Source organism: Marinicellulosiphila megalodicopiae, from assembly GCF_045862395.1.
Taxonomy (GTDB): Bacteria; Pseudomonadota; Gammaproteobacteria; order Pseudomonadales; family Natronospirillaceae; genus Marinicellulosiphila; species Marinicellulosiphila megalodicopiae.
Genome location: NZ_AP023087.1, coordinates 3,529,534 through 3,550,332, shown reverse-complemented (window position 1 = coordinate 3,550,332; position 20,799 = coordinate 3,529,534). Strand labels below are relative to the sequence as shown.

The following is a 20,799-nucleotide window of genomic DNA, read 5'->3' as shown; positions in this document are numbered from 1 at the left end:
CTAACTAATCTTTCCAAATAGGGGAACCTTATGTTTACTAAAGACATGAACATTGCAGATTTTGATCCAGCGTTATTTGAAGCAATGGAAGCAGAAGTTGTGCGCCAAGAAGAGCACATTGAATTAATCGCTTCTGAAAACTACACAAGCCCACGTGTTATGGAAGCTCAAGGTTCTCAGTTAACAAATAAATACGCGGAAGGTTATCCTGGTAAGCGTTACTACGGCGGTTGTGAGCACGTTGATGTGGTTGAACAATTAGCCATTGATCGTGCTAAAGAATTGTTTGGCGCTAAATTCGCAAACGTACAACCTCACTCAGGCTCACAAGCAAACGCTGCAGTTTATATGGCATTAGTTAAACCAGGTAATACTGTTTTAGGTATGAGCTTAGCGCACGGTGGTCACTTAACTCATGGTGCTTCTGTTTCTTTCTCTGGTCGTATTTACAATGCAATCCAATACGGATTAAACCCAGAAACGGGCGAAATCGACTACGAAGAAGTTGAACGTTTAGCGCAAGAACACAAACCTAAAATGATCGTTGCTGGTTTCTCTGCATACTCTCGTGTGGTTGATTGGCAGCGTTTTCGTGACATTGCAGACAGCATTGGCGCGTTCTTGTTTGTTGATATGGCACACATTGCAGGTTTGGTTGCAGCGGGTGTTTACCCAAGCCCAGTTGGCATCGCAGACGTGGTAACATCAACTACTCATAAAACATTAGGCGGTCCTCGTGGCGGTTTAATCTTGGCAAACGACAACGAAGAAATTAACAAAAAGTTAAACTTCGCTGTCTTCCCAGAAAGCCAAGGTGGCCCATTAATGCACGTAATCGCTGCTAAAGCGGTATGTTTTAAAGAAGCATTATCAGAGGATTACAAAGCATACCAAGTTCAAGTAGTTAAAAACGCACAATCAATGGCGAAAACATTTATTGAGCGTGGTATCAATATCGTTTCTGGCGGTACAGATGATCATTTATTCTTAGTTGATTTAATCGGCAAAGAATACTCAGGTAAAGATGCCGATGCAGCGTTAGGTGATGCAAACATCACTGTAAATAAAAACTCAGTGCCAAACGATCCGCGCTCACCATTTGTAACATCTGGATTACGTATTGGCTCTCCATCAATCACGCGTCGTGGTTTTACTGAGGCAGAATCTGCGCAACTAGCAGGTTGGATTTGTGATGTATTAGACGGCTTAGAAGCCGGTGATGCAACAAAGGCCATTGCAGAAGTGAAAGTGAAAGTATTAGAAATTTGTAAACGCCTGCCTGTTTATGCTTAATTGCTAAGATTTCAAATTTTAAAAGCCAGGCAATTGTCTGGTTTTTTTGTGCCCGTTAAAAAGTTTGTATAAGGAATCTCTGAATTAGAAAGATAAATTCAGGCTCTCAGAAATTTTACTAATCTAGGCATGCTTTTGACAGAATAACTGGTTATTTTGAAAAAGCGTAACGAAGAGTAGTGATATTTCTGAAAGCCCCGTAGGGCGAGCCATTTAGGCACAAATTGCTTTGTTGATCGTCTCGAAAAGGACCCGTCATTTCGCTTCGCCGCTCGCCGCGCACTTTGTGCATAAATGACTCACTGTAAAAATCTTTCTAATTCAGAGGTTCCTTAAGTTTAGAGGGTAATAAATATATTTAATTAAGGGAAATGTAAAAATAAACCCTTGACACTTCAAAAAAAGAAAAAACCTCTCAAAACGCAAATAAAACGCCTTAAAACGCAAATTCATGATTTTAAGCGTATTCAAATGATGTCATTGTGATACTATAACGCACATTAGCGCGCTTTATATTCGCTCTGGTTTGAGTTTGGTTTGAATTCTTACCTATTCGAACTTGGTAAAGCGTAGTTCTCTTTTTTTCTATGAATCCAATAAAGGATACGAATTTGTTATGAGTGATCATTCCTCCGTTCAGCCAATTAATATTGAAGAAGAATTAAAAAAATCCTATTTAGATTACGCCATGAGTGTAATTGTTGGACGTGCATTACCTGATGTACGTGACGGTTTAAAACCGGTTCACCGTCGTGTGTTATTTGCAATGAGTGTATTAGGTAACGACTGGAACAAACCTTATAAAAAATCGGCACGTGTTGTCGGTGATGTAATCGGTAAATATCACCCACATGGTGATAGCGCAGTTTATGAAACAATCGTACGCATGGCGCAAAATTTCTCGATGCGTTATATGTTAGTAGATGGTCAAGGTAACTTTGGTTCGGTTGATGGTGATTCAGCGGCGGCAATGCGTTATACGGAAATTCGTATGGACAAAATTGCTCACTCAATTTTAGCCGATTTGGAAAAAGAGACCGTAGATTATGTGCCGAACTACGACGGCACTGAACAAATTCCTGATGTCATGCCAACACGTATTCCTAACCTGTTAGTGAATGGATCCTCCGGTATTGCTGTTGGTATGGCTACAAACATTCCTCCGCATAACTTAAATGAAGTTATTTCTGGCTGTCTTGCTTATATTGAAAACGAAGACATCACTATTGATGAATTAATGGAACATATTCCAGGGCCCGATTTTCCAACGGCTGCATTTATTAATGGCCGTAAAGGTATTTTGGACGCTTATCGTACAGGGCGTGGCAAAATTTACATGCGCGCTCGTGCCGAGTTTGAAACAAGTAAAACCGGTCGTGAGTCGATCATTATTACGCAGATTCCTTACCAAGTGAACAAAGCAAGATTGATCGAAAAAATTGCTGAGTTGGTTAAAGACAAAAAAGTAGAAGGCATTTCTGAATTACGTGACGAGTCTGATAAAGACGGTATGCGTATTGCCATTGATGTGAAACGTGGCGAAGCCGGCGACGTTATTTTAAATAATTTATATTCTCAAACTCAACTAGAAACCGTATTTGGTATTAATACCGTTGCATTAGTTGATGGACAGCCAAAAACATTAAACTTAAAAGAATTAATTTCAGCGTTTGTTCGCCATCGTCGTGAAGTAGTTACACGTCGTACTGTGTTTGAATTACGCAAAGCGCGCGCACGTGGTCATATTTTAGAAGGTTTGGCTGTTGCGTTATCTAATATTGATCCAATGATTGAATTGATTAAAGCATCTAAAACCGGTGCTGAAGCGCGCGATAAAATTGTTGAACGTGAATGGGCGTTAGGTGATGTAGCAGGCATGTTAGAACGTGCTGGTGCAGATGCGTGCCGTCCAGAAGACTTAGAAGAACAGTACGGTATTCGTGATGAAAAATATCATTTATCACCGGTACAAGCACAGCAAATTCTAGACATGAAATTGCAAAAATTAACCGGTCTAGAACACGAAAAATTAATGAGTGAGTATCGTCAAATTATTGAAGATATTTCAGAATACCTTCGTATATTAGGTTCCGTTGAGCGTTTGATGGAAGTAATTACAGAAGAGTTAGTTGATGTTCGTGAACAATTTGGTGATGAACGTCGTACAGAAATTATTGCCTCTCGTTTAGATTTATCAAACTTAGATTTAATTACCGAAGAAGATATGGTCGTGACTATTTCTCACGGCGGTTATGCAAAATCTCAACAATTAGATGTTTACCAAGCACAGCGTCGTGGTGGTAAAGGTAAAGCGGCTACTCAAGTTAAAGATGAAGATTTTGTTGAACATCTATTAATTGCAAGTACCCACGATACGATTTTATGTTTCACCTCTGCAGGTAAAGTGTATTGGTTAAAAGTGTTTGATATTCCTCAAGCTGGTCGTAACGCAAAAGGTCGCCCAATTATTAATTTACTACCATTGGCAGAAGGCGAACGCATTACCGCTATTTTACCCATTCGTGAATACGAAGAAGGTAAATTTATTTTCATGGCAACGCAAAACGGGACAGTTAAGAAAACATCTTTAACTTCTTTTGCTCGCCAACGTACTTCTGGTTTGATTGCATTAACATTAGAAGAAGGTGATAACTTAGTAGGCGTTGCGGTAACAGACGGCACTAAAGATATTATGTTGTTTGCTGATAACGGCAAAGCGGTTCGCTTTAATGAAAACGACGTTCGTGAAATGGGTCGAACGGCTCGTGGTGTTCGTGGTATTCGTTTAGCCGATGAAGAAAAATTATTAAGTCTAATTATTCCAGCTGAAGATGGTACTGTATTAACTGCATCTGAAAACGGTTACGGAAAACGTACCGATATTTCTGATTACCCTGCAAAAGGTCGTGGCGGTAAAGGTGTTATTTGTATGGTTCAAAATGAGCGTAACGGTAAACTAATTGGTGCGGCACAAATCTTTGCGGGTGATGAGATTATGATGATTTCTGATCAAGGAACATTGGTTAGAACGCGTGGTAACGAGATTTCAGTTCAAGGCCGTAACACTCAGGGCGTGAGATTAATTCGTTTAACAAAAGAAGAAAAGTTAATCGGATTAGAGCGTGTTGCTGAACCAGCTGAGGTTGAAGAAATTGTTGATGGTGAAATTGTTGAAGGTGCTGTAGTTGAGAATGTAGTTGAAGGTGTAGCTGTCGAAGGTGCGGTCGAAGGCGAAGCAACAGAAACTAAAACAGATTCAACTCCAAAGCAAGACACTCAAGAAGATGAAGGTGATGCCGATGAGTGATAAGCCAAACAATACGCAAGCATTGTTAAATTTGCGTGATGAAATTGATGGTATTGATAAACAAATCCATACCCTTTTAAATCAGCGCGCAACCTGTGCGCAAAAAGTCGCAGAGGCCAAATTACAAGACGACCCAAATGCCATTTTTTACAGACCTGAGCGTGAAGCTCAGGTGTTGCGTAAAATTCAAGAACGTAATCAAGGGCCGCTTGCAGATGAAGACGTAGCTAGATTGTTTCGTCAAATAATGTCTGCGTGTCTATCTCTTGAAAAATCTCAAAAAGTTGCATTTTTGGGGCCAGAAGGCACATTTTGTCAATCAGCTGCAATCAAACACTTTGGTGATTGGATGCAGTCTATGCCAATGACTACCATAGATGAAGTATTTCGTGAAGTGGAAGCGGGTGCTTGTGAGTACGGCGTTGTGCCTGTTGAAAACTCAACTGAAGGTGTCATTAATTACACATTGGATTCTTTTTTAAATTCTAATTTGAAAATTTCCGGTGAAGTTGAATTGCGCATTCATCATAATTTAATGACAGCTAAAACGAACGATCCAAAAAATATCACTCGTATATATTCTCATCAACAATCCTTAGCGCAATGTCGTAAATGGCTTGATGCTAAATACCCAAATGCAGAACGTGTTGCTGTAAATAGTAATGCTGAGGCTGCTAAGCGTGTGATGTCAGAATGGAATAGTGCGGCTATTGCAGGTGAAATGGCCGCAGAACAATACGATTTGTTAATTCTAAATGACAAAATTGAAGACAAGCCAGATAACTCAACACGATTTTTAGTAATTGGACGATCTGAAGTGCAAACTAGTGGGAAAGACAAAACATCTTTGATAATTTCAATGAAAAATCAACCGGGTGCTTTGTTTAATATTCTAAAACCATTCAAGGATTTAAAAGTGGATTTAACACGAGTTGAAACGCGTCCTTCTTCATCGAGTACTTGGGCTTATGTTTTCTTTATCGATTTTTTAGGCCATTTAGAAGACGAAAATATTCAAAAATTAATGCAACAAATCAAACAAACTGCGGCGGATGTGAAAGTATTAGGTTCCTATCCTGTTGCTGTGATTTAAGGTTTAATCATGAGTGATGACAGTCAAATAATTCAGGCAATTGAATCCGTTCAGGCATTATCGCCTTATATTCCAGGGAAACCTGTTGAAGAATTAGAGCGCGAATTAGGTATTCAAAATATTGTTAAGTTAGCCAGTAATGAAAACCCGTTAGGACCAAGTCCTAAAGTAATTGAAGCCATTCGCCAAGCGTTACCTGAGTTAACTCGTTACCCTGATGGAAGCGCATTTCGATTAAAAGCTAAATTAGCCGAACAATTAAATATTAAATCTAGTCAAATTACTTTGGGTAATGGCTCAAATGATGTGCTTGAATTAATTGCTCGTGCATTTTTAAATAAAAATGATGAAGTGATATTTTCCCAACATGCATTTGCGGTTTATCCAATAGTCACTCAAGCAGTTGGTGCGAAAGCAGTTGTGACACCTGCATTAAATTGGGGGCATGATTTAGATGCAATGGAAGCAGCAATTACTAATAAAACCAAACTTATTTTTATTGCCAATCCAAATAACCCAACGGGAACTTGGTTAAGTAAAGGCGAGTTAAAAGCGTTTTTAAAACAAGTGCCAAAGCATATTATTGTTGTATTGGACGAAGCTTATGCGGAATACGTCAATCAAGAAAATTATCCCGACGGTGTACGAATTCATAAACGTTTTGAAAATGTCATTATCACAAGAACATTTTCTAAAGCTTATGGCCTAGCTTCATTAAGAGTAGGTTACAGTATTTCAACTTCTCATATTGCTGATTTTTTAAATCGTGTTAGACAACCATTTAATGTAAATAGCTTGGCCTTAACGGCAGCAGAAGCAGCGTTAGATGATACTGATTATTTAGAAAAATCCATTGAAGCCAATGATTCTGGTAAATCTCAAATTAAAAAAGCCTTAAAAGAAATGAATGTGAATTATATTTCAAGTATGGGAAATTTTTTGTGCGTAGAATTCAAAGGAAGAGCAAAATTTGTGAATGATGAGTTATTAAAAATGGGAGTAATTGTACGACCAATTGCTAATTATGAAATGCCTGATCATTTAAGAGTAACCATTGGTACTCAACAAGAAAATGAAAAGTTCATCCAGTGCATTAAACAAATTTTAGAAATAAAATAATGTTATTTTATAATAAAAATATTCTAATCGTTGGCTTGGGTTTAATGGGCGCTTCTTTAGGGCAAGCATTAATCAAAAGACGACAATCAAAAGATGATTTTAAAGTACTGGGTTATGCGCGCAAACAGCAAACTGTTGATATCGCTCTTGATAATTGCATTATTGACCAAGGTAGTAGTGATTTAGAATCAATGGCAAAACAAGCAGATATCATTGTTTTGTGTGTGCCAATGCTTTCTATAGAATCTTCGCTACAAGCGATTAAACCCTTTTTGAAAGATCAAGTAATTCTGACAGATGTGGGTAGCGTAAAAGATGAAGTGATTCGAGCAAGTAAAAAAGTTTTTGGCAATATGCCAAATTATTTTGTTCCGGGTCATCCTATTGCGGGTGCTGAAAAAAGTGGTGTGATGGCTGCAAATTCAGAGCTTTATGATTGTCATCAAGTTATTTTAACTCCAGATATTTATACAGATAAAATTGCATTAAACACAATCGAATCCATTTGGAAATTTGTTGGTGCGCATGTTGTAGAAATGAATGTTGAGCACCACGATCATGTGTTAGCAGCGACCAGTCATTTACCTCATTTATTGGCGTTTTCATTGGTTAATACGTTAAATCATAGAAGTGAAAATCGTGAAATCTTTCATTATGCAGCGGGCGGATTTAGAGATTTCACGCGAATTGCCGCAAGTGAAACGACCATGTGGCATGATATCTTTAAGTGTAATAAAGATGCTTTATTAGAAGTGTTAAATTCGTTCACTGCGGATTTGGATATTTTAAAAGAAGCGATATCAAGTAATGACGAACAAACCATTAAAAGTGTGCTCAGTGAAGCAAAAACAGCACGCGAATATTTTACAGAAGTTTTACAAGCAAGAAGTAATAAATAATCTTGCAAAGGGAGAAGTATGAAGGTAATAACAATTGACGGCCCTGGTGGCGCAGGTAAAGGGACGTTAAGTTCATTATTAGCTCAACATTTAAACTGGATGTTATTAGATTCTGGTGCACTTTATAGATTGTGTGCATTGGCCGTTAAGCAGCACAGTATAGATCCAAAAAATGAACAAGCTGTAGCAACAATTGCAGAGCATTTAGATGTTCGTTTTGTAAATGAAGATTCAAAATTAACAATTTTGCTTGAAGGGCAAGATGTTACAAATGAAATTAGAACTGAACAGGTAGCAAAATTAGCGTCTCAAATTGCTCCGTTTAAATCTGTAAGACAGTCATTATTAAACCGTCAACGAGCCTTTGCTCAACATCAATGCTTGGTTGCAGATGGACGCGATATGGGCACGGTTGTGTTTCCAAATGCGCCTGTTAAATTTTTCTTAACAGCAAGTGCAAATGTTCGAGCACAACGTAGAGTCACCCAGTTACAACAACTTGGAAAAAATACAGACTTTGATGCGATACTAAAAGATATTCAAGACCGAGATGATCGTGATATGAATAGAGAAGAAGCGCCTTTAAAACCTGCTCATGATGCAATATTAATTGATAGCAGTGATATGGATATTAAAGAAGTATTTGAATTTATGAAAAACCAAGTTGATAAAATAGGCTTATAAAACATGAAAGTTAACGCCAATCAATTACCTGCTAAGTTAAAACAATCCTTAGAATTGTTTTACTGGGTTTCAGGTGATGAGCCTTTATTAGTAGATGAATGTTGTGATCAAATTCGTCAGGCTGCTAGAGCAAAAGGCGTAGTTGAGCGTGAAGTGTTTGAAGTGGATGGTCGCTTTAAATGGGCGCAAGTCATTGAGGCGAATCAAGCAGTGAGTTTGTTTGGTGATCGTAAAATGATTGAGTTACGCTTGACTGGTAAACTTAATGCCGAAGGGCAAAAAGCATTGGCTGCGTATTTCGAGCAACCTAATCCAGATAATGTTTTATTATTGGTCTGCCCTAAAATTGAATCGGCAAGTACTAAAACAAAGTGGTTTAAAACCTTAGAAAAACACGCTCAATGGATTGCATTATGGCCAATCGCAATTGCTCAATTACCAGCTTGGATTAATGATCGGATTAAAAGTAAAGGTTTAACTATTGATCAAGAAGCGCTTCAGTTGCTGGTTGAAAAAGTCGATGGTAATTTATTAGCTGGAAAGCAAGAAATTGAAAAATTAGTATTAATTGCTCAAGGTAGTAATATAGATCTGCAGACAGTCATTAATTCAGTGGCAGACAGTGCTCGTTATAATGTATTTGATTTAAGTGAGTCAATGCTTAAAAACGATGTTAAACGGTCATTTAAAATATTACAGGGGTTGCAAGGTGAAGCAGTTGAGCCAACCATTATCTTATGGGCACTAAGTAAAGATATTCGAGTTCTTTCAATGCTTAAATATGCAGCTAACCATGGTCAGCCTACCAATCAAGTATTTACATCTCAGCGTATCTGGGATGCTCAGCAGGTATTGTACAATCGAGCATTAGGTCAAAAAAGTTTAAACGATCTACAGCAAATGGTGCGTTTTTGTGGATTAATTGATCGGACGATCAAAGGTCAGTTCAAAGGTAATGTGTGGCAACAATTTGAAGCGCTCATATTTGCATGGTTTAATGTTCAGGGCATGATCATGTTAAATCAAGCATTAGACGTAAGTTAGTTTTATGAAATGCATTTTATGATCTAAACTAAATAGTCTCTGTTTAAAACTGTGTAAAATAATAAGGCTGGTATAAATGAAAAATGATTCACACTTTCACTGTATTGATCAGCTGATTCTTCAATTAGAAACCGTCATCTTATCCAAACCAAAAAGTATTCGTTTAGCGGTTGCCTGTTTATTAGCAAATGGACATTTATTAATTGAAGATTTACCTGGCATGGGTAAAACAACATTAGCCTCTGCTATGGCAAAATTATTTGATTTATCCTTTAATCGAATTCAATTCACATCGGATATGTTGCCTTCTGATGTGACGGGCAGTAATATTTTTAATCCACAGTCTCAGTCGTTTTCATTTCATCAAGGTCCCGTATTTTGTCAGTTATTGTTAGCTGATGAATTAAATCGCGCGACACCCAAGGCACAAAGTGCATTATTACAAGCCATGGAAGAAAAAGAAGTGTCCGTTGATGGGCAAACTTATACTTTAGCCCAGCCATTTTTTGTTATAGCAACTCAAAATCCAACTGAACAAAGTGGCACCTATTTATTACCCGAATCGCAATTAGATCGATTTAATATTAAATTATCTCTTGGTTATCCCGATCAACAAGCTGAGAGATTAATGCTTAAAGGTCAAGCAGGTAGAGATCAAATTGAAAAATTATCATCTGTGATAAATCATGCATTGTTATGTGACATCCAAAAAGAAGTTAAAAATATAGATGTGTCGGATCAGGTGTTGGATTACGCACAGGCTTTAATTGCCAAGACCAGACTACCAGAATATTGTAAAGTGGGATTGTCACCACGCGGTGCGATGGCTTTAATTCAAATGGGTAAAGCATGGGCGTTCATGCAAAAGCGTGATTTTGTTGTCCCAAAAGATATTAGTGTTGTATTTAAATCTGTGTGCACACATCGATTGGTATTAGCTCAAAAACAAAATATGGATGCATTATTAGAAACGATGTTAGATTCTGTTTCAGCCAATTAATGGGGTTTTCTTATGAACGGGTTCATAAAAAAACGATTTGAAAAAATAATTAAAAAACGTGCGCAATATTCATCTCATGTTACTTTAAGTCATAAAAAAATTTATATTATTCCTTCCAAACTCAGTTTGATGTTTTTAAGTGTGATTAGCTTAATGGTGTTGGCTGGTATTAATTATGAAAATAATGTGTTTTATATATTAGCGTTTTGGTTGTTGTCATTATTTGTATGGAATTTTATATTAACGTTTTTAAATTTAGCGAAGTTACAAATTATCGCAGTCAATAGCACTAATTGTTTTGTGAATGAGTCCGCCGAATTTCAATTTCAATTATTACATCCCAAAAAAAATATTTATGGATTAATGATCCATACTCCAAGCCAGGTATTGTCCTTGGTTCACTTAAACAAAAACCAAGCTAAGTCAATGTTTGTCAAACAACCGACTTTTCAAAGAGGGCAGCTACCCTTAGATAGAATGATGTTTTCATCAGTGTATCCGTTTGGTATCGCCTATGGATTTAGTTATGTTTTTTTGGAATTAAATACATGGGTTTATCCTGCTGCGATTAATGCAAACGTTTTAGGGGGTAATAATCAAAATGGTGATCAAGAAACATTCGAAGACACTCAAATTGTTGGGAGTGAAGATTTTAATCAATTAAAACAATACCAACCTGGTGAGCGATTAGGTCATATTCATTGGGTAAATTATGCTAAAACAGGTGAATTAAAAGTTAAAGAGTTTGTGGATGTGAATGCTGGGAATATATGGATTGCATGGGACGATTTTCCAATGCTGGAGCAAGAGTCTAGATTAAGTCATTTGTGTTATTTGATTATTCAAGCAGACAAAAATAATATTCACTACGGGCTAGTATTACCAGGAGTAAAAATTGAACCCGTTTTTCAATCTGAATTAAGGCAAGCACATTTAAATGATTGCTTATTACAATTGGCGAAATTCTGATGAAAAATAAAACTCTACATAACTCTACTTTAATACCAAAATATGATGTTAACCCAGCTGTTAACCCAGCTATTAAAATATGGTTAATACTTGCCTTAATTGTTACTTGGTTACCTTTCTTATTAAATATGCCTATAACGTTACATGGATTATTAATATGTATTATTACTTTCCAAGGATATATTTTTTATAAAAACATTACTCTTTCATCGTTTGTAAAATTTGCCTTTGTGGTCGTAATACTTTCTTTGGCTGGCCTGTTTTCCTTGTTGCATTATAGTGTGGAGGGCATTGTTAGTTTTTCATTACTTGCAGTTTTTTTTAAAATTTTGGAAATAAATAAAAAAACAGATATTTATGTTTTAATGATGTCGCTTTTATTTGTAAGTTCGACAGCCTGTATTTTAGATCAGTCTTTAATATATGGAATTTGGTTAGTTGTAAATATGACTGTGCTATTAAGTGTAATGGTAGCAATTGAGCATCAAACCCCTTTAATGATTCATAAAATATTAGGATTTACTTTTAAACAAATGTTGATATGTGTGCCACTGATGTTAATAGTATTTTTGATGTTTCCTCGCATTAATGCATTTTGGAGTGTGCCAGGAATGAATGATCAAGGCACAACAGGGTTAAGTGACTCGTTAAATCCAGGTAGCATTGCTAGTTTAGCGCAGTCCAATCAACCTGCATTTCGAGTCACATTTAATAATGCACGCGGGGAAAAATTACCTATTGGTGAACAACCCAATCAGAAAGATTTATATTGGCGTGCTATGACGCTTGATCATTATGATGGTAAATCATGGACGCGAAAATTTTCTAATGAAGTTAACTGGGAAAATAATTCTGCAGCTAATGATCAACAATATTATCAGGTAATTATGCAACCTAGTTTCCAAAAATGGATGATGCTCATGGATTCTCCGGTGAAATCCATAAGTAAAAGTCAGGTTTTAAATGATCAAACAGTTCAATCTAATATTGAATTTTCAAAAATTGAAAAATATGATGTCATCTCTTCTGAACAGCTTTTCTTGGAGCAAAATTTAACTGAGCAACAAAAGCAAAATTATCTCGCTTTACCTAAACAATTAAATCCCAGAACGTTCGCTTTTAGTAATCAGTTAATGCAAGACAGTGAATCAGATTCGAAATACATTCAAAAAATATTAACGCACTTTTCTTTGCAAAAATTTTACTACACACTTTCACCTGGAAAACTAAATAATGACAATCAAATCGATCAGTTTCTATTTGAAACCAAAGAAGGGTTTTGTTCGCATTATGCCTCCACGTTAACCGTTATGGCTAGAATGCAAGGCATACCAGCTAGAATTGTTGGAGGGTATCTTGGTGGAGAATATAATGAAATTGGTGGGTTTTGGCAGATAAATCAAAAGCAAGCTCATGCTTGGGTTGAGGTTTACATAAATGAACATTGGCAAAGGGTGGATCCAACTTCTTCCGTTGCGCTGACGCGAATTGAGCAGGGAATGGATTCAATGTTTGCACCTAGTGGGTTTGTTGAATCAATAGCTCGCTCAACTTGGATGATAGCTATTCAACAAAGGATGGATGCTATGAATTATGCTTGGCAAAACAAAGTATTAAATTACAGTGCGAATAATCAATCTGATATCGTAAGAGGGGTTGGAAGATGGTGGAATCAAAATTTTAAAAAGGTTTTACTGGGGGGATTTATCTTTAGTGTAATGGTTTTTTTAATCTGGGTATTACGAAAACCGATTGTGAGCTTGTTTTTACCGATGCATGTAAAATGGATTAATAAAATTGATAAAAAACTAGGGCAGTTTAAACCAAACCAATCGATGGAAGATAAACTTGCTTTGTGGGTTAAAACCTATCCTAAGTCTTCCCACAATGCTGAACAATTTTTAACGCTGTATTTGTCTTGGCGTTTTTCAAGTGACTCAAACATAACTAAGTCTGAAATTAAAAAAAGTTTTAGACAATTAATCTCTACGTAATTCTTCTTTAACTGCAATTGGGTTTGGAAAGTACATCATTACTATATAGCTGGAAACAGCAAAAGTGATGATGGCTGCAGTTTGAATGAATGATGCTGATTTTGCGCTGATTAATGCGCTTGAGCCTGCAATTAATACTATCACCAGACTAAACTCACTGATTTGTCCAAGGCGAAATCCAACGTCCCATGAAAGGCTGTTACGTTCACTTAATTTATTTAAAAGTAATCTAAATACAATTGGTTTAATCACAAGTACAGCAATAGCCAGTAATGCAGCTTGCCAATAAATGAGTTGAATAAATTCAACGTCGTAGTTTGCGCCCAGTGTGAAGAAGAATAAAACCAAAAAGAAATCACGTAAAGGTTTTAAGCTAATGGCAATAAACTGAGATATAGGGCTTGAAGCTAACGAAATCCCGGCGATAAACGCTCCGACCTCATAACTTAAATTAAATACTTCTGCTAATTCTGCAAGTCCTAGACACCAACCAATGGCGCATAAGAAAATGTATTCTTGAAAACGATCAAATTTCATAAATAAAGGCAAAATAATAAATCGCACCCCAATCCATGAAATGCCAATCAATAATGGGAATGCCACTATTAGGTAAAAATAACTTAACCAGTCTGATGTGCCCTGTTCGATGCCGCCAATACCGACAAGTACCATTATGGCGATAATATCTTGTAATAATAAAATGCCCACCATTAATTCACCTGTGTGTTTATGGTGTAATACTGTGGTTGGTAATAATTTAATTCCGATAATTGTACTTGAAAACATCATACATAAACCGGTGATGATCGATTCTGTAAAACTAAAACCAAACATAAGCGCAAGTGAAAATCCAAGACCTGCAAATAATGTCGAACTGATTAGTGCAACTGTGGTTGTCTTTTTTAGTGTGTGCAAAAGGCTTGAAGGCTGCATGTCCAAGCCCAGTAAAAATAACAAAAATATGATGCCGATTTCAGATACGTCATCGAGCATTTTTGTATTTGGAATTAAATCTAATGAAAAAGGACCCACCAAAATTCCAAGCCCAATATAGGCAATGAGCATAGGCTGTCTAAACATTAAGGCAAGGGTGGATAAAACTGCAGCGCCAGAAAAAATAATGAAAAATGAAAATATTATAGAAGGTTCAGTCATAGTAGTTTTAAAACAATTTGATGAAAATAGATCATACAGAATCTAGGCATAGGTTTCTATGCGATTGTTTTAACAATGTTCTTTTAATCGGTAATACTTAATCGATTTCTTTGTCTGGTGAGATAATGATTTTATTTCGACCTGTATTTTTTGCGTGATATAAAGCTTGATCGGCTTTTTGAATGGAATCTTCCCATGATTCATCTAATTGCTTGGTCACTATGCCAAATGACATCGTAACAGGGCCTATTGTTGCGCCTGTTTTTTTATTTTTCCAAGCCATTTTACTGATTTTAGCTTGAATGTTTTGTGCAACGGTGACCGCGCCTGTAGTAAGAGTGGAAGGTAAAATAATTAAAAATTCTTCTCCCCCAAATCGAATACTAAGATCATCCCCTCTTACTGTGTTTTTAATTACTTGTCCAAACTGTCTTAAAACACGATCTCCCAGTATGTGTCCATTATCATCATTTATATTTTTGAAAAAATCGATATCCATAATAATGATTGAGAATTCGTCATGATCAATTTCTAAAAGTGGTAATTTTTTATCCATTCCTTTTCGATTATATAAGCCGGTTAATTGGTCGGTAATGGCTTCTAATTGCGCTTCTTTTAGGGCTTGTTGTAACTGTTTGGCGTTTTGTTCAGAGTGGAGTAATCGTTGGCTTAGCTCATGTTGATTTTGCGCGGTTTGTTTTGTGGTTTTAGCCACTTCAGAAATAAGTTTTATGGCATCTTGTACGCCTGCATGCTCAATGTGATCAACTTGATTGTCTAAAAGTGAAGCGTAGCTATCTAACATTTTTCCATTTTCTGATACATCTTTTAGAACACTGCCAAGCAAAGAGTCGACGCTTTGTGCAAGCTCGGTATCGCTTGTTGGCAAAAAGCACTTTTCATATAAATGACCGATAAAATGTGGATTTAAATCAACATGCTCTTTTAGGTATTCATCTATTAGTTCAGTTATTTCAGGGTGCCCAGATGCGCTGTATTCATAGGCAATCCAATATTGAACTGGCGTGGGGATCAATTGGTGTGCCATTAAAAAATCTTTAGCAAGATTCATTTTTAAAAAAGCGGCATCGAGTTGTTCTGGTTGTACTGGCATATTAGACCTAATTTTTTATCACTATTATCAGTGTAAATCACAGGTCTAATCGCGTTGTAATTATTTGTAATTTATAGGAAAAAAAGCAAAACGAAACTTGCCGCACTTAGACAATAAATCATCATCGGGATAATTGTCAGTTTGATGATTTGACCTTCTTGGCCTTGGCAGCCTACCACTGATGCGGCGGCAACCACATTAACCACACAAATCATATTGCCTGCATTAGCGCCGATAACTTGTAAAATCATCATTTTATTTGGGTCCAGAGATAGTTGTTCGGCTCCTGCAAACTGAAGCTGGCTAAACATCATATTTGAAAATGTGGCACTACCTGAAATAAACGAGCCTAAAGCCCCAATAAATGGAGAGAAAAATACCCATGTATCAGGAAACCAACTTGTCATAGAGTTAGCGATGACAATTGGCATAGATGCACTTTGATTTAAATTAATTGAACTGTTTAGAAATAATCGGACAAGAACGATTGCACAAATTAAGGTGATAGAAGTTAATGTAAGTTGTTTAATGGTGTTGCTCGCTTCGATTGAATATTGTCTGATCGAAAGCTTTAATGCTGGAAGGCTTAAAAATAACGCTAATGCAAAAAAGAAGCCTGGTAAATACAATGGGCTAACCGAAACAGAAATACTGGTATCAAATATGTGCACAAGGCTAAATTTAAAATCAATTAGCCATCGCTTAAATGGCAGTACTTCTAATCTTGAAATTAACAACAATAGAATGATTAGCGCGTAAGGTGTCGCTGCACGAGTTAAGCTTAAAGGAAGAGTTTGATCTTTTTCTTCAAATTCGGTCAATCTAAATACAGTTTTAGGTGTCAGCCATTTTTTATAAGAGAGCACAAATAGCACTAGTAACATAGCCAGTGCTCCAAAAATAGACGAGAACTCGACTGTGTTAAAGACTTGTATGCTTAAATAGGCGACACCAATAAATGTTGTGTTAGCAATGATGCACAGTGGAACCATTGAGAACATTTGATTCCAAGCAAGTTTTGCAGTGATCGATTGCTTGCCAAATACAAAGATAATTAATGCCATCAGGCTTAATGAAGTTAAAATACCTGTCATAAACTCAATCATTAATATTGAGCTTGCTAACTGGTTTAATTGCATAGTATCAAATTGTTCAAGGCTTGAGCCCACTCCTAACAATAATGGTGTGCCTACCGCACCAAAGCTTACTGCAGCGCAATCGGCTACAAGCGCCAAAACAACGGCTTGAATCGGTTTAAATCCTAAAGCCAGCAATAGACCAGCACACAATGCAGCAGGTGTGCCAAACCCTGCAATGCCTTCCATGAGGCTACCAAAACCATAGGTGACAATTAATGTTTGAATGCGTTGATCTTGAGTTAAATGATTAAATTTAATTTCAATACTTTTTAAAGCGCCGACATGTTTGAGTGTGTTTAAAACTAACATAGCACCAAATAAAATAATTAAAATGGTGCCCGCTAAAACTATGCCTTCAATCATGCTGGCATAAATTGCATTACTTGGCATTTTCCAAAATATACCGACACAAGCAAGTGCAATCGCCAAACTAATTGGCATGGCTTTGATAGCGGGTAAGCGTAATAAAATTAAGAAAACGAAGACACTAAGAATAGGTAAGCAGGCGATAAAAAATTGCATAATAAAAACTAAGACAAATTAAAGGTGCTTAGTTTAGAGGTTATATTGTTGAAAAGTAATGCTTATTTAGGGTTAGTTGGCAGTAATTTTCGTAATGGGCATTGCTTGTCTTTAATGGGGGTTTTATGTAAATCGCGTTCGTCCATTTCGTTCTCCGCAAATATAATAAACATATTTCCAAGAAACTCTTTTAAAGACGTTTGTTTGATTGTTTTGACAAGTATATTCATATCACTCTCACTGCCATTATTTAATGGAATTTAAAAAGAATTCGATGTATGAATTTAGAATAGCCCAAGAAGTTTTGATCAGTTGAAATAGAAGGTAAATAAATGTAATGAAAACAAACAGACATAAAAAAAGCCCCGAACCCTAGGGTTGAAGCCTCTTTTAAAATGGTGCCGACTACCGGAATCGAACTGGTGACCTACTGATTACAAGTCAGTTGCTCTACCTACTGAGCTAAGTCGGCTAATTGCTGTGCTGTGACAACGGATGCGTATATTAATGATATTTTATAAAACGTCAACAACTATTTGAAATAATTGAAGTTTTTCTTAAATTAAAATTAAAAGAAATGGTTTTTGAGTGAATAATGATCAATGTGTGAGGTTAATCTTTTTTTAAAGTAGATTGCAGCATTACTCGTGAGTTTTCCGATTTACCACTTGCTAACGCAGTGATTCTATATAGTTGACTCCATGCATGTCGATCTTCTGGATAAGCCAAAGGTGGCACGCCATCGGGGTCTTTTTGAGTAAAACAATAAAACTCAATTATATATTTTGCTTTACTGGATGCACCTGGATACTTATTGTCGACTAATTTGTATGTGCCCTCTGATTCCCATGTATTAATTAACTCATCGGAGCCATCTTTTAAATAGTGATCACTTAGGTTTTTTTTATCGGCCCAGGGATCTTGATTTTGCAAAATACATTTATCGTTACTATCTAAGTATCCAGTCAGGCATAACCCCTGCTCACAATTTTCTTGAAAGCATCGAGTGTCGCCGGTGCAATTGGCTTTTGCATGAATTAAAGGGTTAATTGTTATATTTGAAATCCATTGCTCTGCTTCTATTAATGCGGATTCTGCCGCTTCTAATGCAAACTCTTTATCTTCATATAAATAGGCCATTGATTCTTCTGATGACGAGGTTTGAACTGCACTTACTCCAATTAAAGAGAGTACTACTAAAAAAATCAGCGCTATTAAAAGTACTTGGCCGTTTTGTTGGGTGGGAGTGTTTTGCCAGCGCATTAGATACCTCGATTTCGAATTTGGTAAGTTTTACTGAATGTTTTGCGGGCAAATCGATCACCGGTGCTGACTGTTTGCTCTAAACTGCGTAAAGTTATTTCTACCCTTACGGTTACAATTTTTTCCCATTCATAATCTGCAATATTGTTAGGGCTTAAGTATTGGTTGGCTACTTTGTCGTTATCATCGTCCAAGCCAAAGAAAAGTGAAATATGTTCTACTCCTTGAGTGAGTTCTTGGTCATTTAAAAATAAAGCAGGATAGGGGGCGCCGTAAATATCTAATATTGCAGAATCACCAATATAATAATAATCGCTTTTGAGTTGAACCAATTCGGTTCCAGGGGCAAAAGATTTTGCTTCGACTACGCCAACAATATTGATTTCTTTTGGTCCATTACAATAGAAATTTCCATGTAGATAGTTACTGCAATTAGTCAATGCTGGATCATTTACACCAATGTTGTAGCCGTTGTTTCGATTGTGAATGTGCGAGGCTGTTCCACCATCTGATGCATTAAAAATTTCGATTGGACCGGTAACATTAAAAATTGAAATTTGATCGCAAGTAGGGCTGATGGCAGCTAACACTTTTTCCTCAGGAACGGAGTGGGGGCCATCAAGTGTAAAAATACCATTTAAAGCATCATGACTTAATACCTTTAAACTGCCATTAAAATCTATAGTTGATAGACTTATTGCGTCGGTACCAGGGTGCGCATTGACTAAAAAACCTTCGTTATTAGAATCGTTTGCACTTACTGTAAATCCTTTAAGTCCTAATGAGGAGCCCCCGCCATTGGGGGCGTTGGCGCCAGTATCCCATGTTGAGTTGGCTACCTTGGTTGCGCTTGTACAATTTGCTATGCTGCCAGAGGCGTTGCGAATAGGAGCGGCTAATTCTTTTAAAACAAAACGAGCGTTTTCCTGAATGATGCCCATTTGTTCATTAAATTGAAATGTTTGTTTACTTGCGAATAATAATTGAATCATTCCTGCAAGCAAAACCAATCCAAGCACCATTGAGATCATTAACTCAACCAAAGAAACCCCGTGCTGTTTGAGAGCGCTGTTAGTAAAAGAGGGCATTATATGTTCACCTGGATTTGCAAAGATTCATTCGTATCTTCTTCTGATGGGTCCGAACTGCTAAGCCAAACCATGGAGATAATGGCGGATTCGCCAATCATGCGAATACTGGCATCGCCATTGGTTAAATTTGTTTGCAGTAGTTGTAACCATTGGTTGATGTCATAGTTTCGCATTTGTATGGGGGAGCAAGAGTTGACTTCGCAGCTTGTGTCTTCAGTTTCAGGTGGGGTGTAAGTTAAATTAACTGAATAATCCTGAGTAGGATTGGCTCGAATTCGATCAGCGACATCGTAAATGAGGGTTGCGGCGGTTGTTCTTGCATAGGCGGCTTGGTTGGTCTGTAAGCTTGCATTCAACAATGCACCTAATCCTAACAGTGAGACTGAAATAATCAAAACCGCCACCATGATTTCGATTAATCCAGTGCCTGTTTGATTTAACAAAGAGTGGTTCAACTGCATGAAATGGCTCCTGATAATTGTCTAGGTTTAACCATTTGAACTCGGCCAACTTTATTTACAATAATTGCGCGGCTTAAGTCTGCTTCATTGTTTGCTGCGCAAATATTAAATTGGGTAGATGCGGAAATTTCGCCTCTGAAATCAAAGCTTAAAATGCCTCCAGAGCTTAGTGAAATCTGTCCATCAGTTATGGAAGTTTGCAAAATTAAGATGTCCTCATTTACGCTTTCTCGTTGATTGTTTTCATTTAAATCCATAAACGCAATCCAGCCAATAGCCCAATTATTAGCAGTATCCACATCTGCAGAGCAGGTTGTTTGATCTGTGCTTGCGCAAATGACCACATTACTAGCTTGAGAAATGGCCGTTTGGCGAAGTGTGCGCAAATTGGAAAATAAATCGGAGCCAATTTTTCCAGTTTGATGTGCTTGGATATACGATTGATAAGAAGGGGTTGCGATGGAGACTAAAATTGCCATAATCGCAATGGCGACCATAAGCTCAATTAGCGTGAAGCCACTTACTGTTTTTACTTGGACTTGAAACATCTGTACAACCTAGCTTGACTTGCGTTAATACAAGTAAGCGTAGATGTCTAAAGTGTGGCTATCCAATTAAAGGGAGCAATAATATGAACTAAGGACGCTTTATT

The 20,799-nt window shown here is 36.9% G+C and carries 18 protein-coding genes and 1 tRNA gene; 10 read left to right on the top strand and 9 right to left on the bottom strand.

Features of this window, described 5'->3' with window-relative positions; genetic code table 11:
* Positions 1–30 precede the first annotated feature (30 nt).
* The 10 genes from glyA (at position 31) to TYM08_RS15085 (ending at position 13,402) form a co-directional block, all read left to right on the top strand.
* Positions 31–1,293 (top strand): serine hydroxymethyltransferase, encoded by a 1,263-nt coding sequence (gene glyA, locus TYM08_RS15130; RefSeq protein WP_422379985.1) that lies wholly within the window; start codon positions 31–33, stop codon positions 1,291–1,293.
* A 616-nt stretch (positions 1,294–1,909) separates the two neighbouring features.
* Positions 1,910–4,600: a DNA gyrase subunit A gene (gyrA, locus tag TYM08_RS15125; RefSeq protein ID WP_422379984.1), complete on the top strand. Its 2,691-nt coding sequence runs from the start codon at positions 1,910–1,912 to the stop codon at positions 4,598–4,600.
* Entirely contained in the window at positions 4,593–5,693 is a 1,101-nt protein-coding gene (pheA, locus tag TYM08_RS15120; protein ID WP_422379983.1) for a prephenate dehydratase, read from the top strand. Before gyrA ends, pheA begins: the two co-directional genes overlap by 8 nt.
* A gap of 9 nt (positions 5,694–5,702) precedes the next feature.
* The gene (gene hisC, locus TYM08_RS15115; RefSeq protein WP_422379982.1) at positions 5,703–6,812 is read left to right on the top strand and encodes a histidinol-phosphate transaminase; all 1,110 of its coding nucleotides are present in this window, start codon (positions 5,703–5,705) and stop codon (positions 6,810–6,812) included.
* Positions 6,812–7,711, top strand: coding sequence for a prephenate dehydrogenase/arogenate dehydrogenase family protein (locus TYM08_RS15110; protein ID WP_422379981.1), 900 nt, complete (start codon positions 6,812–6,814; stop codon positions 7,709–7,711). The genes hisC and TYM08_RS15110 overlap by 1 nt, the downstream gene beginning before the upstream one ends.
* 18 nt (positions 7,712–7,729) lie before the next feature.
* Positions 7,730–8,395 carry a (d)CMP kinase gene (gene cmk, locus TYM08_RS15105; RefSeq protein WP_422379980.1) on the top strand — a complete coding sequence of 222 codons (666 nt, stop codon included), beginning with the start codon at positions 7,730–7,732 and terminating at the stop codon, positions 8,393–8,395.
* A 3-nt stretch (positions 8,396–8,398) separates the two neighbouring features.
* Entirely contained in the window at positions 8,399–9,439 is a 1,041-nt protein-coding gene (gene holA / locus TYM08_RS15100; RefSeq protein ID WP_422379979.1) for a DNA polymerase III subunit delta, read from the top strand.
* Between the two features lie 76 nt (positions 9,440–9,515).
* On the top strand, positions 9,516–10,439 hold the full coding sequence (locus tag TYM08_RS15095; RefSeq protein ID WP_422379978.1) for an AAA family ATPase: 924 nt from the start codon (positions 9,516–9,518) through the stop codon (positions 10,437–10,439).
* Positions 10,440–10,451: 12 nt separating this feature from the next.
* On the top strand, positions 10,452–11,408 hold the full coding sequence (locus TYM08_RS15090; protein ID WP_422379977.1) for a DUF58 domain-containing protein: 957 nt from the start codon (positions 10,452–10,454) through the stop codon (positions 11,406–11,408).
* Positions 11,408–13,402 (top strand): transglutaminaseTgpA domain-containing protein, encoded by a 1,995-nt coding sequence (locus TYM08_RS15085; RefSeq protein WP_422379976.1) that lies wholly within the window; start codon positions 11,408–11,410, stop codon positions 13,400–13,402. The genes TYM08_RS15090 and TYM08_RS15085 overlap by 1 nt, the downstream gene beginning before the upstream one ends.
* Here TYM08_RS15085 and TYM08_RS15080 read toward each other — a convergent pair.
* From TYM08_RS15080 to TYM08_RS15040, 9 genes are all read right to left on the bottom strand, one after another.
* Positions 13,388–14,557 carry a cation:proton antiporter gene (locus TYM08_RS15080; RefSeq protein WP_422379975.1) on the bottom strand — a complete coding sequence of 390 codons (1,170 nt, stop codon included), beginning with the start codon at positions 14,555–14,557 and terminating at the stop codon, positions 13,388–13,390. The genes TYM08_RS15085 and TYM08_RS15080 overlap by 15 nt on opposite strands.
* Before the next feature lie 97 nt (positions 14,558–14,654).
* Positions 14,655–15,671, bottom strand: a complete 1,017-nt coding sequence (locus TYM08_RS15075; RefSeq protein WP_422379974.1) for a GGDEF domain-containing protein — start codon at positions 15,669–15,671, stop codon at positions 14,655–14,657.
* Between the two features lie 71 nt (positions 15,672–15,742).
* Entirely contained in the window at positions 15,743–17,332 is a 1,590-nt protein-coding gene (locus tag TYM08_RS15070) for an L-lactate permease (RefSeq protein ID WP_422379973.1), read from the bottom strand.
* 62 nt (positions 17,333–17,394) lie between these two features.
* Positions 17,395–17,562: a hypothetical protein gene (locus TYM08_RS15065; protein ID WP_422379972.1), complete on the bottom strand. Its 168-nt coding sequence runs from the start codon at positions 17,560–17,562 to the stop codon at positions 17,395–17,397.
* Positions 17,563–17,728: 166 nt separating this feature from the next.
* Positions 17,729–17,804: transfer RNA gene (locus TYM08_RS15060), tRNA-Thr, on the bottom strand.
* A 140-nt stretch (positions 17,805–17,944) separates the two neighbouring features.
* Entirely contained in the window at positions 17,945–18,595 is a 651-nt protein-coding gene (locus tag TYM08_RS15055) for a pilus assembly PilX family protein (protein ID WP_422379971.1), read from the bottom strand.
* Positions 18,595–19,683 carry a PilW family protein gene (locus TYM08_RS15050; protein WP_422379970.1) on the bottom strand — a complete coding sequence of 363 codons (1,089 nt, stop codon included), beginning with the start codon at positions 19,681–19,683 and terminating at the stop codon, positions 18,595–18,597. The genes TYM08_RS15055 and TYM08_RS15050 overlap by 1 nt, the downstream gene beginning before the upstream one ends.
* On the bottom strand, positions 19,683–20,147 hold the full coding sequence (gene pilV / locus TYM08_RS15045; protein ID WP_422379969.1) for a type IV pilus modification protein PilV: 465 nt from the start codon (positions 20,145–20,147) through the stop codon (positions 19,683–19,685). Before pilV ends, TYM08_RS15050 begins: the two co-directional genes overlap by 1 nt.
* Positions 20,138–20,695 (bottom strand): GspH/FimT family pseudopilin, encoded by a 558-nt coding sequence (locus TYM08_RS15040; RefSeq protein WP_422379968.1) that lies wholly within the window; start codon positions 20,693–20,695, stop codon positions 20,138–20,140. Before TYM08_RS15040 ends, pilV begins: the two co-directional genes overlap by 10 nt.
* Positions 20,696–20,799 lie beyond the last annotated feature (104 nt).